The organism is Mycoplana dimorpha (assembly GCF_003046475.1).
In the GTDB taxonomy this organism is placed as follows: Bacteria; Pseudomonadota; Alphaproteobacteria; order Rhizobiales; family Rhizobiaceae; genus Mycoplana; species Mycoplana dimorpha.
Window position 1 is genome coordinate 606607 of the sequence record NZ_PZZZ01000002.1, and the last position, 15907, is coordinate 622513.

General features: G+C 62.5%; 16 protein-coding genes. All 16 read left to right on the top strand.

Going from position 1 to position 15907, the window contains the following annotated elements; genetic code table 11:
• Positions 1-192 precede the first annotated feature (192 nt).
• The 16 genes from C7449_RS06520 (at position 193) to C7449_RS06595 (ending at position 15902) form a co-directional block, all read left to right on the top strand.
• On the top strand, positions 193-1383 hold the full coding sequence (locus C7449_RS06520) for a flagellin N-terminal helical domain-containing protein (RefSeq protein ID WP_108001952.1): 1191 nt from the start codon (positions 193-195) through the stop codon (positions 1381-1383).
• A 228-nt stretch (positions 1384-1611) separates the two neighbouring features.
• Positions 1612-2856 (top strand): flagellin N-terminal helical domain-containing protein, encoded by a 1245-nt coding sequence (locus C7449_RS06525; RefSeq protein WP_108001953.1) that lies wholly within the window; start codon positions 1612-1614, stop codon positions 2854-2856.
• Positions 2857-3207: 351 nt separating this feature from the next.
• A complete protein-coding gene (locus tag C7449_RS06530) occupies positions 3208-4203 on the top strand; it encodes a flagellin N-terminal helical domain-containing protein (RefSeq protein ID WP_108001954.1) in 996 nt (331 codons plus the stop codon).
• Between the two features lie 330 nt (positions 4204-4533).
• The gene (locus C7449_RS06535; RefSeq protein ID WP_108001955.1) at positions 4534-5160 is read left to right on the top strand and encodes a hypothetical protein; all 627 of its coding nucleotides are present in this window, start codon (positions 4534-4536) and stop codon (positions 5158-5160) included.
• Complete coding sequence (locus tag C7449_RS06540; RefSeq protein WP_108001956.1) at positions 5157-6386, top strand: MotB family protein; 1230 nt, start codon at positions 5157-5159, stop codon at positions 6384-6386. Before C7449_RS06535 ends, C7449_RS06540 begins: the two co-directional genes overlap by 4 nt.
• Positions 6387-6390: 4 nt before the next feature.
• On the top strand, positions 6391-7692 hold the full coding sequence (motC, locus tag C7449_RS06545; RefSeq protein WP_108001957.1) for a chemotaxis protein MotC: 1302 nt from the start codon (positions 6391-6393) through the stop codon (positions 7690-7692).
• On the top strand, positions 7689-9092 hold the full coding sequence (fliK, locus tag C7449_RS06550; RefSeq protein WP_146165054.1) for a flagellar hook-length control protein FliK: 1404 nt from the start codon (positions 7689-7691) through the stop codon (positions 9090-9092). Before motC ends, fliK begins: the two co-directional genes overlap by 4 nt.
• Positions 9028-9594, top strand: coding sequence for a transglycosylase SLT domain-containing protein (locus C7449_RS06555; RefSeq protein ID WP_108001959.1), 567 nt, complete (start codon positions 9028-9030; stop codon positions 9592-9594). Before fliK ends, C7449_RS06555 begins: the two co-directional genes overlap by 65 nt.
• 269 nt (positions 9595-9863) lie before the next feature.
• Positions 9864-10535, top strand: a complete 672-nt coding sequence (gene rem, locus C7449_RS06560) for a transcriptional activator Rem (RefSeq protein ID WP_108001960.1) — start codon at positions 9864-9866, stop codon at positions 10533-10535.
• 120 nt (positions 10536-10655) lie between these two features.
• Positions 10656-11855, top strand: a complete 1200-nt coding sequence (locus C7449_RS06565) for a flagellar hook protein FlgE (protein ID WP_108001961.1) — start codon at positions 10656-10658, stop codon at positions 11853-11855.
• Positions 11856-11893: 38 nt separating this feature from the next.
• A complete protein-coding gene (flgK, locus tag C7449_RS06570) occupies positions 11894-13327 on the top strand; it encodes a flagellar hook-associated protein FlgK (protein WP_108001962.1) in 1434 nt (477 codons plus the stop codon).
• A gap of 4 nt (positions 13328-13331) precedes the next feature.
• Positions 13332-14393: a flagellar hook-associated family protein gene (locus C7449_RS06575; RefSeq protein ID WP_108001963.1), complete on the top strand. Its 1062-nt coding sequence runs from the start codon at positions 13332-13334 to the stop codon at positions 14391-14393.
• Between the two features lie 38 nt (positions 14394-14431).
• Positions 14432-14779: a flagellar biosynthesis regulator FlaF gene (gene flaF / locus C7449_RS06580; protein ID WP_108001964.1), complete on the top strand. Its 348-nt coding sequence runs from the start codon at positions 14432-14434 to the stop codon at positions 14777-14779.
• On the top strand, positions 14776-15222 hold the full coding sequence (gene flbT / locus C7449_RS06585) for a flagellar biosynthesis repressor FlbT (protein WP_108001965.1): 447 nt from the start codon (positions 14776-14778) through the stop codon (positions 15220-15222). Before flaF ends, flbT begins: the two co-directional genes overlap by 4 nt.
• On the top strand, positions 15216-15629 hold the full coding sequence (flgD, locus tag C7449_RS06590; protein ID WP_108001966.1) for a flagellar hook assembly protein FlgD: 414 nt from the start codon (positions 15216-15218) through the stop codon (positions 15627-15629). Before flbT ends, flgD begins: the two co-directional genes overlap by 7 nt.
• A 6-nt stretch (positions 15630-15635) precedes the next feature.
• Positions 15636-15902: a flagellar biosynthetic protein FliQ gene (locus C7449_RS06595; protein ID WP_108001967.1), complete on the top strand. Its 267-nt coding sequence runs from the start codon at positions 15636-15638 to the stop codon at positions 15900-15902.
• The last annotated feature ends 5 nt before the right edge of the window (positions 15903-15907 follow it).

Here is a 15907-nt window from a genome sequence, read left to right on the forward strand (position 1 = left end):
AAAATCACTGGCTGTGCCATTTGGCGGGTCCGTTTAGTGCTTCATTAACCAACCATGGGTTAGCTAAGCCTCATCGAGACGGCGAGTTAACCTTGAAAATTAACGGGTTAGCAAGCATGACGCTGTGCGCCGGCTCCCGGTACGGTCCGGAATGTCCCTTCACACATCAGCCATTCAAGGGGCACCCACGAAATGACTAGCATTCTGACTAACGTCGCAGCCATGGCTGCGCTTTCGACGCTGCGCGGAATCGCCTCCGGCATGGAAGAGACCCAGGCTCGCGTATCCTCCGGTCTGCGCGTCGGTCAAGCTGCCGACAACGCCGCCTACTGGTCGATCGCCACGACCATGCGTTCGGACAACATGGCGCTTTCCGCCGTGCAGGACGCTCTCGGTCTCGGCGCCGCGAAGGTCGATACCGCCTATGCCGGTATGGAATCGGCCATTGAAGTCGTCAAGGAAATCAAGGCCAAGCTCGTTGCCGCCACCGAAGACGGCGTCGACAAGTCCAAGATCCAGGAAGAAATCGACCAGTTGAAGGATCAGCTGACCTCGATCGCTGCTGCCGCTTCGTTCTCGGGCGAGAACTGGCTGCAGTCCGACCTGAGCGTTTCGACCACCAAGTCCGTCGTGGCCTCCTTCGTTCGCGACGACAAGGGCCATGTCTCCGTCAAGAAGGTCGACTACGCACTGACCGGCGGCAACGTGCTGTTCGACACCTCGGGCAACAACCTGGGTATCCTCGACAAGCAATACAACGTCTCGCAGAAGAGCGTCACCGTATCGGTCAACACCGATGGCGTTTCCTCCGAACACACCGTTGCTGCTTACTCGGTCGACGAACTGATTGCACAGAACGCCACCTTCACGACCAACACGGTCGGTGGCAAGACGACCCAGCTCGCTGACGTAGCAGGTACCTTCTACGTCAAGATCGACGACAACAACTGGGTCGAAGCTGTCGACGTCACGGGCACCGGACAGGAAGCGGTTCACGACGAAGGCGGCACCTACTACGGTATCGATACCGCCGCTGCGCCGGCCACCAATATTGCCGCACCGTTTTCCGTCGCCACCATCAACATCATCGGCATTTCGAACGCCAACCTCGACGCCCTGATCTCCGGCGTTGATGCGGCCCTCACCGACATGACGAGCGCTGCCGCCGACCTCGGCTCGATCGGCATGCGCATCGACATGCAGGAAGAGTTCGTCAAGAAGCTCAGCGAATCGATCGACTCCGGTATCGGCCGTCTCGTCGACGCCGACATGAACGAAGAGTCGACCCGCCTCAAGGCCCTGCAGACCCAGCAGCAGCTGGGCATCCAGGCGCTGTCGATCGCCAACTCCGCTTCGGAAAACATCCTGACGCTCTTCCGTTAATCGTTAAGATATTTCACGAAATCGAGAGCCGCCCCCCAAGGGCGGCTTTTGCGCATTGTTAAACTTCATAAACGCTCTTTAAGATTTGTTAACCATCGCCGGCTTAACTGCGCTCATCGTAACGATGGGTTAACCAAGACGAAGCAGCGGTTAACGGCATCAGGCCAGACCATCGTGCCCGGCGCTTCCGGGATGTCCCTCATCTAGCCAATCCAGGGGCAAATCATCATGACCAGCATTTTGACCAACGTCGCAGCGATGGCTGCACTGCAGACCCTCCGCTCGATCGACACGAAAATGGAAGAAACGCAGTCGCGGGTCTCCAGTGGTCTCCGCGTGGGCACCGCCTCCGACAATGCTGCCTATTGGTCGATCGCGACCACCATGCGCTCTGACAATATGGCCTTGTCCGCCGTTCAGGACGCTCTCGGGCTGGGCGCCGCCAAGGTCGACACAGCCTATGCTGCAATGCAGACAGCTGTCGAAGTCGTGAAGGAAATCAAAGCGAAGCTGGTCGCCGCGACGGAAGAAGGGGTTGATCGATCCAAGATTCAGGAAGAAATTGAACAGCTGCAGGCGCAACTGCGGACGATTGCCTCGGCTGCAAGCTTCTCCGGCGAAAATTGGCTTCAGGCCGACATAACCACTCCTGCGACAGTAGTGACGAAAAGCGTTGTCGGCTCTTTCGTGCGAGCAGCCGATGGAAGCGTCTCGGTCAAGAAGATCAACTATAATCTCGGTGCAGACACCGTTCTTTTCGATACGTCTGGAAACAAAAACGGCATCCTCGACAGAGTATTCAATGTTTCCCAGAACGCCGTGACGCTAACCGTAAATACGAGCGGCGTCGGCGCGGAGCACACGGTTGCGGCATATACGATCGACCAGCTGATCGCCGCAGGAGCGACCTTCACCACCAACACCGTCGGAACCACAACGACGCAGCTTGCGCAAGCGACCGCTGACCTGATCGTCGGCGGGGTTACGGTCATCACCAACGGCGACTACTTCGTTCAGGTAAGCGGCAACACCTGGGCGCGGGCTGTCGACGTGACCGGAACGGGCCAGGAGGCGCTCCATTACGACGGTGCCGCGATCTACTACGGCGTTGACACCAGCAACACCCCGGCAATCGACATCCCGGCACCGGAGTCGGTTGATACGGTAGACATTACACTTCTGACCAATAATGAACTCGACGTCATGGTGAGCGCCGTTGACAAGGCTCTCGAGGTTGTCATTAGCGCCAGTGCCGACCTTGGTTCGATCGCAATGCGCATCGAAATGCAGGAAAATTTCGTCGCGAGCCTCACAGATTCCATCGACTCCGGCATCGGCCGCCTCGTCGATGCGGACATGAACGAAGAGTCGACGCGACTCAAGGCGCTGCAAACGCAGCAGCAACTGGCCATCCAGTCGCTGTCGATCGCCAACACCAGTTCGGAGAACGTTCTCCAGCTCTTCCGTCAGTAAGCGGCGTCCCGGGCTAGGGGGCGACTTCGTCCCGCCCTGAAGGAGAAAATCCGCGGTTCCGCAAGGGACCGCGGATTTTGCGTTTGTCATGGTGAACGACAACCGTGCTCATCCACTCGCCCGCCTTGCGCCAAGCTTGCCGGATTGTCGAATATTTACAAAACCGTCACAAAGCCTAATAGAGCCTTAATGGCGTTAACCATTCGTTAACCATTTCTCGTTAACCCTTCGTTAGTAGAACGACGGACTGTCGCCCAGGGCAAACGGTTGGCGGCAGCGCGCATGACGCAGCTCCGCCGTTGCCGGTTGCCACTCCGGCCTGAAGCAGATTTTCCAGCCAAGGCGTTTCAGATGTCCAGCATATTGACCAATGCGGCCGCCATGGCCGCGCTTCAGACTCTGCGTTCCATAGACAGAAGCCTCGAGACCACCCAGGCTCGAGTCTCCTCCGGCATGCGCGTCGAGACCGCCGCCGACAACGCGGCCTACTGGTCGATCGCCACGACGATGCGCTCCGACAACCGCGCACTTTCCACCGTCCAGGATGCACTCGGTCTCGGCGCCGCGAAGGTCGATACCGCCTACGCCGCCATGGAAAGCGCCATCGAGGTGGTCAAAGAGATCAAGGCGAAGCTGGTCGCCGCCTACGGCGTCGGCGTGGACCGCTCGAAGATCCAGGAAGAAATCGAACAACTGCAGCAGCAGTTGACCAGCATCTCCGAATCGGCCTCCTTCTCCGGCGAGAATTGGCTGCAGGAGAAGATAAGCGACGGCGGAACGCCGCCGGCGCCGGTCACCGTCAACAAGCAGGTGGTGGCCTCCTTCATCCGCAATTCTTCCGGCAACGTCGCAGTGACGACGGTGGATTATCCGCTCAACGGCAGCTCCGTCCTGTTCGACCTCAGTGGCGGCAAGCTCGGGATCCTCGACAAGGAAGCGACGGCGGGTGCGGCGCCCGGAACGGCACTCGGCTTTTCCGTCTCGACCCTCGACATCAAGGACCTCGCAGCCGTCGCAGGCGTGCTGGACACGGCGCTGCCGCCGGGGCCGCACACCCCCGAGGACGCGCTCGACGCCATGGTCCAGTTCGTCGATTTGCAGCTCGAAGCAATGACGAGCGCCGCCTCGAGCCTCGGCTCGATCCAGAGCCGCATCGACATGCAGGAAAGTTTCGTCTCCACCCTGATCGACGTGATCGACAAGGGCATCGGCCGTCTTGTGGACGCGGACATGAACGAGGAGTCGACCCGTCTGAAGGCCCTGCAGACGCAGCAGCAACTCGGCATCCAGTCGCTGTCGATCGCCAACACCAATTCCGAGAACATCCTGCAGCTCTTCCGGCAGTAGTGCCGATCGGGCACCGCTGAAGGTCGGTGACCTTCGGCGCAAGCATACCGGCGCGTCATGGACATCGGCGCGGCGGGACGCTTGGGCCGCGCGATTTGCCCTGGCGCGGCCCAAGACCTTCATCCTCGCACAAGTTTGGCGATCTAGTCTCGAAGGCTGCAGTGGGATTGTGCGCCAGCCGGCGGGCGTCGGACGCGCGGATCCCCGAAAAGATAAGGCAGCGGCGTTGAAGGATGGACATGGGTCGAGGCACGGAACAGGGCGATGCCGGGTGGGGCACTGCGGTGCGGCAGCCGCGCCGGCGGCAGGCGCAGTGAACGGAAAAGCACCATGAGCCTGCAGCTTGCCAGATACCTGAAGGACTTCAGCCCGCCGCGGCAACCGCATTCGCATGCGCGCGATGGCGCGGACGAAGTCCCGTTCGACTTGCCCGAGCCACTGCCGCAGATCGATATCGAAGCCGAGCGCGCTGAGGCGTTTGCGGCCGGGCGTGCGCAGGCCGAAGCCGAACTTGCCAGCCGGCACCACGACGAGCTCGAGGCGCTCCGGCTCGCCCACGCGGCGGAATTGGCTGCACTGCGCACCCACTGCGACCAGCAGGCCGGCGCACGGATCGCGCAGCGCTTTGCGCAGATGGAAGTGCAGGTTGCCGAGCTGGTCGCCAGCCAGACGGCGAACGTGCTGGCGCCGATCCTTGGCGAGGCCTTGTCGCGCAAGGCCATCGCCGACCTGGCGGCGATGGTCCGCGCCGGACTTTCTGGTGGCGAGGGTTTCGTCGTGACGGTGACGGGGCCGACGCATCTGTTTGAACAGTTGAGGTCGCATTTCGAGGGCGAGGCTGCGGTGTTCCGGCACCAGGAAGCCGATGACCTCGACCTTGCGGTCGAATTCGGGGAGACGGTCCTGGTGACGCGCATGGCGGCCTGGGCCGACACGATCCGCAAGGTGCTGGCATGAGCGACGGCGACAACAATCATCACGGCCGCAACGAGGTCATCATCGTCAAACGCCACGGCGACCACGAGGGCGAGCATCATGCCTCGGCCTGGAAGATCGCCTATGCCGACTTCATGACGGCAATGATGGCGTTCTTCCTCGTCATGTGGCTGGTCAATGCGGCGAACGAGGAGACGAAAGCCTCCGTTGCCTCCTATTTCAATCCTATCAAGCTCACCGACGACAAGCCGGCCGACAAGTCGCTGAAGAAGCCGGGCAAGCAGGCGCAAGGCGAAGACACCCAGGAAAAGTCGCGGAGCGACGGCGACAAGGACTCGCAGTCGGAGGGCGCGGAGAAGGGCAAGGACCAGAGCACGACCGCCGGCGACCAGGTGCAGTACTCGCAGGCCGATTTCTTCGAAAATCCCTATTCCGTACTGTCGGAGATCGCCCAGGAAGTCGGCCAGCAGGCCAATGTCAGCGCCAAGGGCGACGGCGGCGCCGCCGAGTCCGGGCCTGCCACAGGCGCTGCCGGCGGCGAGGCCTATCGCGACCCCTTCGATCCGGATTTCTGGACCCAACAGGTCGAGATCAGCCAGGCGACCAGCGCCGGCAGCGAGAACGTAGCTAAGCCGGTTCCGGGCCAGCAGGCCGAGAAGTCCGGCGACAAGCCGGATGGTGCGAAGGCGGACGACGCCGGCACTGCGGCCAAGATGGCCGACATGGCTGGCGAGAAGCCGGAGGACGGCGCGAAGCAGGCCGACGCCGGAGCTGCCGCAGCCGAGGCGGTCGAGGAAGCCGAAAAGCTGCAGAAGGAAATCGCCCAGGACATCGCCTCGCTCGGCAAGCTTGCCGAGGGCCTGACGGTGACGCCGGCCGAGGGCGGGCTGCTCGTCAGCCTGACGGATCAGATCAACTCGGCGATGTTCAACGTCGGTTCGGCCCTGCCGAAGAAGGAGATGGTGATCGCGATGGAGAAGATCGGCAAGATCCTTGCCGATCGCAAAGGGGCGATCGCCATCCGCGGCCATACCGATGCGCGTCCTTTCAAGGGCAATGGCGACAACTGGCAGCTTTCCGCGGCCCGTGCGCAGAGCGCCTACTACATGCTGGTGCGCGGCGGGCTGGACGAGAAGCGCATCAGCCAGGTCAGCGGCTTTGCCGACCGCCGCCCGAAGGTGCCCGCCGACCCGCTGGCCGACGCCAATCGTCGCATCGAAATCCTGATCCAGCAGGATGAGGGCTAGCCGGATGAGGACAAGGCGGCGGCTCGGAATGCTTGGCGTGGTGTTTGCTGCGGGCCTCGGGCTCGCAGCATCCGCGCATGGGCGCGACCCGGACGAGCTTGCGCCCTACAAGATGATCCGGTCCCTGCAATTCGTGCAGGATTCGGTCGTGCTCGGCGATCACTCAGCGATGGAGATGCAGCGCTTCCTGCTGTCGACCATCGACGAGCGGCTGCGCACGGCTGATGCTTCTATCTACGCCGATCCGCGCAATGTCGATGCGGCGCTCGTCTATGCTATGAGCGGCGGAAACCCGGAGACGCTCGAGTTCCTGGTGAGGCGCGACGTGGCCGGTCATTTCGACCCGCGCATCACCGATGCGGTCCGCATCTATCTGGGCGGCCGCGGCTCCACCAATGCGCGCACCCTTGCCGAGATCTTCCCCGAGTATCGCAACCTCGCGATCGGCCCCTATCTGGCGTTGGTCTCGGCCAATTCGGTGCTGCGCAAGGATCCGAAGCTCGCGCTGAGCTATTTCGACTGGGCGCGGCTGATCGCGCCCGGCACGATCATCGAGGAGGCCGCGCTGCGGCGCTCGATCCACGCCGCCGAGCAGAACGGCATGGTGGACCGAGGCGTCACCTATTCGACACTATACGCCCGGCGCTTCCTGCATTCGCCCTATGCCAGCCAGTTCGCCGACCTGTTCGTTCGGCTGGCGGTCGAGAATTTCGAGAATATCGGCGAGGCGACCATTCTGGAGATACTGTCCTTCATGGATGTGCCGCGCCGGCGCGAAGTCTACCTTCGCATGGCCCGCCTTGCGGCCATATCCGGCAAGGAGCGGCTGGCCACCTTGGCGGCGGACCGCGCGCAGACGCTGTCTGGCGAGGGCGAAGAAGTGCCGAAGACGCTCGCCGATCTCTATTCGGGCCTGGCATCGATTTCGTCTTCGAATGTCGGTGAGGCGATGGAGAGACTGATCGCCATCCCCGATGCCGAACTTTCGGCCAAGGACCGGGCGCTCAAGGAGGCTGCGCGCGTGATGGCGGAAGAGGTTTTGCGCCCGCCGGTGACGACGGACGGGGCGGAACTGCCGAGCCGGACCGCGGCGCCCGCCGCCGGGTTGATCGAGGATATCCCGGAAGACGAGCGCATGAGCCCGACGGCTGTGGACGCCGGGCGGGCGCGGCAATCCGGCGGACCGGACACCAGGACGGCAGAGACGCCGCAAGCAACGACCGATCCCGCATTCGACGGCTACGTTGCAAGCGGTCGGTCGAAACTCGACGCGATCGACAAACTTCTGGAGGAGGAAGGCAGTTGACGACGATCTATACGGGCGCATCAAGCCAAATCCCCACCCATCACCCCGGCGGACGGGACCGGATGCAAGGCGAAGGCGACGGCAAGGGGGCCGGCCGCTTCGAAGACGCTTTCGAAGCCACCAGGGGCGGCAACGGTTCTGCGAGAAGGGCGGGCTCCAACGGTGAACGCGAGGAGGCCGGTCAGCCGTCTGTGGAGGAGCATCCGGCCGGGCAGGACCGAGCGATGAGCGCGGAAGGCCACGGGTCGACGGCCGGGATCGACGCCTCGAAAACGCACCGCCATCGCTTCTCGGGCTTCGGTCGGCAGGGCGACCACGGCACGCAGCCGGATTCGGATCCGATCCGCGGGAGCCAGCTTGGTCGGTCCGCCAAGGCGCAGTCGAAGTCGCCGGGCGATCGCGTCAGCGGGGAAGCCGCCGGTGGCGACCGCGTCGACGATGCGGCGACGGAGGCCGTGTCGGTCAGCGACTATGACGGACTGCTGTCCCTTCTGACTGCCAACGATGGAGCGACGCCCGATGCCACTGCGGCTGCATCGGTCGGCGTGGCGAGTCATGCGACAAGATCCAGCCAGATGCGCGAAACCGGTCCCGACGACTCTTCATCGGGGGCTGCGGGTTCGCCCGGACGCGGTGAGCACCATACGGCGATCGCTGGTTCGGCCGAGGAGGCCGTCATGGAGGAGCCTGTCGAGAGCGGTAGCACCGACCGGATCTTCCGCCTAGCCCGGTCGGACGGCAGGGGCAAACCGGTCGACATCGCAATCTCCGGAAATGGCGAGACAACTGCGCCAAGGGAACCGGGCGGAACCCCGGCCCGCGTCGAGACCGTCGCCGTGCTGGATTCGCGCCGCTATCTCGGACTGGCCCAGACCGGCAATTCGACCGCGGTCACGGCCGCCATTGCCCAGGATCCGTCCTGGGCTGCCGCGTTGATGGAGACGGCCGACGGGCCGGCCGCCATGACCGGCAAGGTGGTCAACACGCTGAAGATCCAGTTGCACCCGATCGATCTCGGCACCGTGACGGCGACGCTGCGCCTCCAGGGGGAGGCGCTGGTGGTCGATCTCAAGGTGGAAACCGGCAAGGCCTATCGCAACCTCAGCGACGACCAGGAGGCCATCGTCAGAGCGCTGCGCGGCCACGGGTTCACCGTCGACCAGGTCAGCGTGCAGCTCTCGTCGCCGTCCGACCGTAGCGGCGGAGCGGGGCAGGGCGATGCACAGGCGCAGTTCTCGGGCCAGCAGCAGGCCAGGGAAGGCAACGGACGGCAGGGCGGAGGCGAGTCGCGCACCTCTCCCAACCGGGGCTCAGACGAAGGAATCGTACATGACAATGGGCAGGCAGGCGGTCTCGATAGCACTGGCCAGCGTCGCGGCACTGGTGGCGTCTATCTGTGACGCCGCCGCTTCGGCGGGCAGTTGCGAGCGTGAAATCCTGGCCGCGGCATCCAAGTACCAGATCCCGGCCGGCATCCTCTACTCGGTAGGCCTGGCAGAGACCGGCCGCAAGGGCTCGCTGCAGCCCTATGCGCTGAACATCGAGGGACAGGCCTACTTTGCAGCAAGCCAGGGGGAGGCGCTCGCACGCTTCAAGCAGGCGCGCGCCGGCGGCGCCACGCTGATCGATCTCGGCTGCATGCAGATCAACCACCATTTCCACGGTTCGCAATTCGCCTCGCCGGCTCAAATGCTCGATCCGCGCCGCAACGTCGAATATGCCGCGCGGTTCCTGGCCGAACTTCATGCGCGTCACGAAACCTGGACCATGGCCGTCGCCCGCTATCACGCGGGGCCCAACAATGATCCCGCGCAGAAAAAATACGTCTGCCGTGTGATCGCCAACCTCGTGGCGACCGGCTATGGCAGCTGGACGGACAACGCCCGCACCTTCTGCCAGTGACGCAATCTGGAGTTGAATTTGCGTCGGGGCGATAAATGTGGCGCCAATTGGAAGGCAATGCGGCACACAAGAGGCTAGCGCATGACCGTTAACCTTTTCCACGAAAAAATAGTCGCTTCCTGTGTCTGGCATACTAGATGTAGTCCAAATCGCCCCACAAAGGTTAATCAATTATTAAATAGTCCGGGTAATTTTATCTAATTGCCGCTGAATCCCGCGATTCGTACCACCTTCCCAACGAGGCACCACACTGATTCGGAGGCGGACGAATGATCGTAGTGGTTGATGAGCGCGAGCTCGTTAAGGATGGTTATACTTCACTGTTTGGGCGCGAGGGTGTTCCCTCGACGGGCTTCGATCCCAAGGAGTTCGGCGAGTGGGTCAACTCGGCGGCCGACACCGATATCGAGGCCGTCGAGGCCTTCCTGATCGGCCAGGGCCAGCAGATGCTGGAACTGCCGCGGGCGATCCGTGACCGTTCCCAGGCGCCGGTGATCGCCGTCAGCGATAGCCCTTCGCTTGAAACGACGCTGGCCTTTTTCGATTGCGGCGTCGACGATGTCGTTCGCAAGCCGGTGCATCCCCGTGAAATCCTGGCACGCGCCGCGGCCATCCGCCGGCGCCTGAAGGCGATCGCCAACTACACCGACATCGGGCCGATCCGCGTTTTCTCGGACGGACGCGACCCCGAGATCGACGGTGCCGTGTTCCCGCTGCCGCGCCGCGAGCGCCGCATCCTCGAATATTTGGTCGCCAACCGCGGCCGGCGCCTGTCGAAGACCCAGATCTTCAACGCGATCTACGGCATCTTCGACGAGGACGTCGAGGAAAACGTCGTCGAAAGCCACATCAGCAAGCTGCGCAAGAAGCTGCGCAAGAAGCTCGGTTTCGATCCGATCGATTCGAAGCGCTTCCTCGGCTACTGCATCGACTGGAGCTGACCTGCGCGCCGGGCCGCCAGGCCCGGTGATCGCGAGCGCCTCGTGAGGCAACTGGCAGACAGCCTCACGCAAGGCCCGCTCCCTACTCTCGGCAAGACATTCGAATAGCGAGGAATCAGCATGAGCCTCTACGGTACCATGAGAACCGGCGTGTCCGGGATGAACGCTCAGGCCAACCGCCTGAGCACGGTGGCCGACAACATCGCCAACGCCAACACCACCGGCTACAAGAAGGCCTCGACGCAGTTTTCCTCGCTGATCCTGCCGTCCACCGGCGGCGCCTACAATTCCGGCGGCGTCACCACCGACGTGCGCTATTCGATCTCGCAGCAGGGGCCTTTCACCTACACCACCTCGGCGACCGATCTTGCGATCAACGGCCAGGGCTTCTTCATCGTCACCGGCGCCGACGGGATCGAGTATCTGACCCGTGCCGGCGCCTTCACGGTGATGGACGACGGCAGCATGGTCAATTCGGCCGGTTTCAAGCTGATGGGCTACCAGTATTCGTCGACGGCGGACCCGACGATCGTCGTCAACGGTTTCGATGGGCTCAGCGAAATCAACCTGTCCTCCGGCTCGTTGAGCGCCACCGGTTCCACCGGCGGAGCGCTCGACTCCAATCTCCCGTCCAACGAGCCGGTCGGATACACGAAGACCACCTCGCTCGTCGCCTATGACAGTCAGGGCAACACCCGTCTTCTGGACTTCATCTATACCAAGACCGCCGACAACACCTGGACGCTGGACGTGCAATACAACGGCGCGTCGATCATAGATCCCGGCGTCCAGACGCTGAACTTCGACGCCGACGGCAAGTTGACCTCGCCGATGTCGATCGCGACGGTTGCACAGACCATCAACGGTGCGAACTTTGCCGCACTCAACATCACCATCGGCGGCAGCACCCAGTTGAACGCCGAGTTCAACGTCTCGAACGGCAAGATCAACGGCAATGCCGCAAGCGAAGTGGTCGGCTACGAGATCAGCAGCGACGGCGTTGTTTCCCTCAAGTACGACAACGGCAAGCTCGAGCCGAAATACCGCATCGCTATGGCGAACGTGCAGAGCCCGGACAATCTCAAGCCGCTGCCCGGCAACGTCTATGCGCAGAGCAACGACTCCGGCGTCATCGTCATGGGTTATGCCGGCAACGGCGGATATGGGTCGATCCTCTCTGGCGCGCTGGAAGATTCCAACGTCGACATTGCCGAGGAACTGACCAGCATGATCGAGGCCCAGCGCAACTACACGGCCAACTCGAAGGTCTTCCAGACCGGCTCCGAGCTGATGGACGTTCTCGTCAACCTGAAGCGTTGACGCGAGCGAGTGCTGCAATAGAACGGTAGGTTGATACGATGTCGCTTTCAACGGCAATGAAAATTGCCCAGTCCAGCTTCTCGAACACGGCGATCCAGACGGCTGTCGCTTCGAAGAACATTGCGAACGCGAGCAACCCCGCCTACAGCCGCCGGGCCGCAGTCCTAGCCTCGGCGGATAACGGGGCGACGGTGGTGCAGACCTTCCGCGCCCAGAACGAGGCGTTGCAGAAGCAGAACCTGCTCAGCATTTCCAAGTCTGCAGCGCAGGACACGACACTGGCCGGTCTCGAGCGCATCAAGACCATGCTCGGCGGCAACGACTATGAGCTGTCGACGTCGAAATACCTTGCCACCCTGCGCGACAATCTCCAGGCCCTGGCCGACAAGCCGAGCGAGCGCTCGCTTGCGGAGACGGTGATCGCCAGTGCGGTCGACGTTGCCAACTCGCTCAACACCAGCACCGAGGCGATCCAGAAGTTGCGCGCGGAGGCTGATGCGGACATCGCGACCTCCGTGGCCGAGCTGAACCGCCTGCTTGCCGAATTCAAGACCTACAACGACCAGGTCAAGGCCGGCACCGCGGCCGGACGCGACGTCAATGATGCGCTCGACGAGCGCGACAGGCTGCTGACACAGATCTCGGAGATCATCGGCGTCAGCACGCTGGTTCGCACCAACAATGACGTGGCCCTCTACACCAGCGACGGCACGGTTCTGTTCGAGACCTACCCGCGTGCGGTCACGTTCGCGCCGACCGCCACCTTCACGGCCACGGTCCCCGGCAACCAGGTATTCATCGAAGGCGTAGCAGTGCCGGCCGGCTCGGGCGGCAATACCAGCGCCAGGGGCACGTTGTCGGCGCTCCTGCAATTGCGCGACGACATCGCTCCGACCTTCCAGACGCAGCTCGACGAGATGGCGCGCACGCTCATCTCGATGTTCCAGGACAACGGCCAGCCGGGTCTCTTTACCTGGATGGATGGCCCGACGCAGTCGACCGTCGTGCCAGGTGCGCTGACCGACGGTCTCGCCGGAGCGATCCTCGTCAATCCGGCCCTGATCACCGCCAAGGGCGGAAACCCGCTCCGTCTTCGCGACGGGGTGAACCTCAACCAGAACACCAACAACGACGCGAGCTTCTCCACGCTGCTGCAGGGGTATGCCGCCGCGTTCCAGACGAACAGGACGTTCGACGTCGCAAGCGCCATCGACACGAACGCCAATATTCTCGACTTCGCCACCGCGTCGATCGGCTGGGTCGAGCAGTTGCGCAGCGCCGCGGTCACCGCACGGGACGACAAGGCGGCACTGCTGTCGCGCACTCAGGACGCGCTGAAGAACGTGACGGCGGTCAGCCTCGACGAGGAGCTGTCGCTGCTGCTCGATCTCGAGCAATCTTACAAGGCTTCGGCGAAACTCGTAGCGGCGGTCGACGAGATGATCACCGCGCTTCTCCAGGCGGCAGGCTAAGCTCATGAAGACGTCCTTCGTATCCAACATGACCATGCAGAGCACGTTGCTTCGGACCATCGCCGAAGCCCAGACGGAGCTCATGCAGCGCCAGAAAGAGACGACGACCGGGCGTCACGCCGACGTTGGCGCCGTTCTGGGCGCCAAGACCGCCCGCACGCTCAATCTGCACCGCGACCTGCAGCGATTGGATTCGCTGCTGGCCACGAACGCACTGACCCAGCAGCGGCTCAGCGCTTCACAGCACGCGCTGGGACAGATGTCGGAAGCGGCCAACCAGTTGCAGGAGACGCTTGTCGCGCTGACCGGGGCCGAATCGCACACGCAACTCGACAGGGCGAAGGAAAGCTTCGCCAGTGCTCTGTCGCTGTTCACCAGCGCTGCCAATACGTCCTTCAGCGGCGAGTACCTCTTTTCCGGCATCAACACCGACGTGATGCCGATGCAGAACTATCTTGCCGCCGGATCGACGGCCAAGGCGGACTTCGACGCGGCGTTTTCCACCTTCTTCGGCTTCCCCCAGTCGGACCCGCAGGTGGCGAACATCACCAAGGCCCAGATGTCGTCCTTCGTCTCCGACCTTGAAGCCATGTTCATGGACACGACCCCGACGGGGACCTGGGCAACCAACTGGTCGAACGCATCCGACCAGAACATGGCCAGCCGCATCAGCAATTCCGAGGTCATCCAGAGCTCGACTAACGCCAACACCGATGGGATGCGCAAGTTCGCGCTCGGCGCGGTGATCGGCTACGAACTGCTCAATCTCGGCCTGGCCGCCGAGACGCGCAAGGAGGTCAGCGACCGGGCGCTCAACCTGATGGGCTCCGCCATCACCGGCATCGACGGCGAGCGCTCCACCCTCGGTGTTTCGGAAGCCAGGGTCAAGCAGGCCAACATCTCGCTCGAGGCTCAATCGAAGATCCTGACGACCAGCATCAACGATCTTGAGAAGGTGGATACGAACGAAACCGCGACACGCATCACGACGCTCGAGACGCAGCTCGAGCTCGCCTACACGCTGACGGGGCGGCTGCAGAGAATGAGCCTGGTGAATTATCTCTGATGATCAGAGACGCGACGGCAAACATGAAGGGTGTCTGAATGTACCAGTTCTCATACGTCGAGATCATGGAGGATGGCGTCGAGACCTCCAGAAGCCGCGAGCGGCAGGTTCTCGACCGTTCGATCGAGCTTCTGCGCAAGGCCCAGGCGGCCAAGGACTTCGGCCGGGACGCCATCGAGGCGACCTACTACACGCGGCGGGTCTGGATACGGTTCGTCGAGGATCTCGGCAATCCGGAAAACCAGCTCGACCAGGAGCTGCGCGCCAATCTCATTTCAATCGCCCTATGGATCTTGGGGGAGGTCGAACGGATCCGCAAACGCGAATCGACCAATTTCCAGGGGATCATCGACATAACCACCATCATCAGGGATGGCATAAAATGAAAAGCACACTGCGGATCTCACTGAAGTCCGGCGAGCGCATCTTCGTCAACGGGGCGGTATTGCGGGTCGACCGGAAGGTGGCTCTCGAATTCCTAAACGACGTCACGTTCCTGCTGGAGAACCACGTGCTCCAGCCCGAGCAGGCGACGACGCCTTTGCGCCAGCTGTACTTCATCGCGCAGATGATCCTCATGAATCCGGAAGGCGCCGAGCAGTCGACGGCAATCTTCCGCAAGTCGGTGATCATGCTGCTCAACTGCTTCAAGAACGAGGAGGTGCTGGCGGAGCTGAAGCGCATCGACGGCCTCGTAACCCAGGGCCGCGCCTTCGAAGCGCTGAAGGCGATCCGGGCCCTTTATCCGATCGAGGATCGCATCCTCAACGATCACGAACTGACGCCTGCGACGGTGGAGCACATCCGCAAGGAGATCGCCATATGGTAACGCCGGTCGGCGCCGCGGGAAGCGGCTACACGCCGAACGTATCGGCCACAGAATCGGGCACAGATGCGAACAAGGCGACGCTGAACTACGAGAGTTTCCTGAAACTGCTCGTCGCGCAGCTGAAGAACCAGGACCCGACCGAGCCGATGGACCCGACGCAGCAGATGGCGCAGCTCGCCACCTTCTCCCAGGTCGAGCAGACCATCAAGACGAACAAGAACCTGGAGAGCCTGCTGCAGCGCACTTCGCTGCAGGAAGCCAATTCTGTGATCGGTCGCACCGTGACCAACGAGGACGGCACGATTTCTGGTGTCGTCAAGGAAGTGACGCTGTATACCGATGGCATCGTCGCCACGCTTGATTCGGGCAAGAAGCTCGTGATCGGCCCGGGTGTGAAGGTGCAGTGATCCGACATGAATGAGGCCGACGCCCTCGACATCGCGCAAGCCGCCATCTGGACCGTGATCGTCGCATCCGGTCCGGCGGTCCTTGCCGCCATGATCGTCGGCGTCAGCATCGCCTTCATCCAGGCCCTGACGCAGGTTCAGGAAGTCACGCTGACCTTCGTCCCGAAAATTCTTGCGATCCTCATCACGGTGGCGATCTCGGCGCCCTTCATCGGCGCGCAAATCTCCATTTTCAGCGACATCATCTTCTCCCGGATTGAATCCGGTTTCTAGATCGC

What these genes read in the sequence shown, in the direction of transcription:
- C7449_RS06520 (WP_108001952.1), top strand. Translation starts at nt 193, where the DNA reads ATGACTAGCATTCTGACTAACGTCGCAGCCATGGCTGCGCTTTCGACG.
- C7449_RS06525 (WP_108001953.1), top strand. Translation starts at nt 1,612, where the DNA reads ATGACCAGCATTTTGACCAACGTCGCAGCGATGGCTGCACTGCAGACC.
- C7449_RS06530 (WP_108001954.1), top strand. Translation starts at nt 3,208, where the DNA reads ATGTCCAGCATATTGACCAATGCGGCCGCCATGGCCGCGCTTCAGACT.
- C7449_RS06535 (WP_108001955.1), top strand. Translation starts at nt 4,534, where the DNA reads ATGAGCCTGCAGCTTGCCAGATACCTGAAGGACTTCAGCCCGCCGCGG.
- C7449_RS06540 (WP_108001956.1), top strand. Translation starts at nt 5,157, where the DNA reads ATGAGCGACGGCGACAACAATCATCACGGCCGCAACGAGGTCATCATC.
- motC (WP_108001957.1), top strand. Translation starts at nt 6,391, where the DNA reads ATGAGGACAAGGCGGCGGCTCGGAATGCTTGGCGTGGTGTTTGCTGCG.
- C7449_RS06555 (WP_108001959.1), top strand. Translation starts at nt 9,028, where the DNA reads ATGGGCAGGCAGGCGGTCTCGATAGCACTGGCCAGCGTCGCGGCACTG.
- rem (WP_108001960.1), top strand. Translation starts at nt 9,864, where the DNA reads ATGATCGTAGTGGTTGATGAGCGCGAGCTCGTTAAGGATGGTTATACT.
- C7449_RS06565 (WP_108001961.1), top strand. Translation starts at nt 10,656, where the DNA reads ATGAGCCTCTACGGTACCATGAGAACCGGCGTGTCCGGGATGAACGCT.
- flgK (WP_108001962.1), top strand. Translation starts at nt 11,894, where the DNA reads ATGTCGCTTTCAACGGCAATGAAAATTGCCCAGTCCAGCTTCTCGAAC.
- C7449_RS06575 (WP_108001963.1), top strand. Translation starts at nt 13,332, where the DNA reads ATGAAGACGTCCTTCGTATCCAACATGACCATGCAGAGCACGTTGCTT.
- flaF (WP_108001964.1), top strand. Translation starts at nt 14,432, where the DNA reads ATGTACCAGTTCTCATACGTCGAGATCATGGAGGATGGCGTCGAGACC.
- flbT (WP_108001965.1), top strand. Translation starts at nt 14,776, where the DNA reads ATGAAAAGCACACTGCGGATCTCACTGAAGTCCGGCGAGCGCATCTTC.
- flgD (WP_108001966.1), top strand. Translation starts at nt 15,216, where the DNA reads ATGGTAACGCCGGTCGGCGCCGCGGGAAGCGGCTACACGCCGAACGTA.
- C7449_RS06595 (WP_108001967.1), top strand. Translation starts at nt 15,636, where the DNA reads ATGAATGAGGCCGACGCCCTCGACATCGCGCAAGCCGCCATCTGGACC.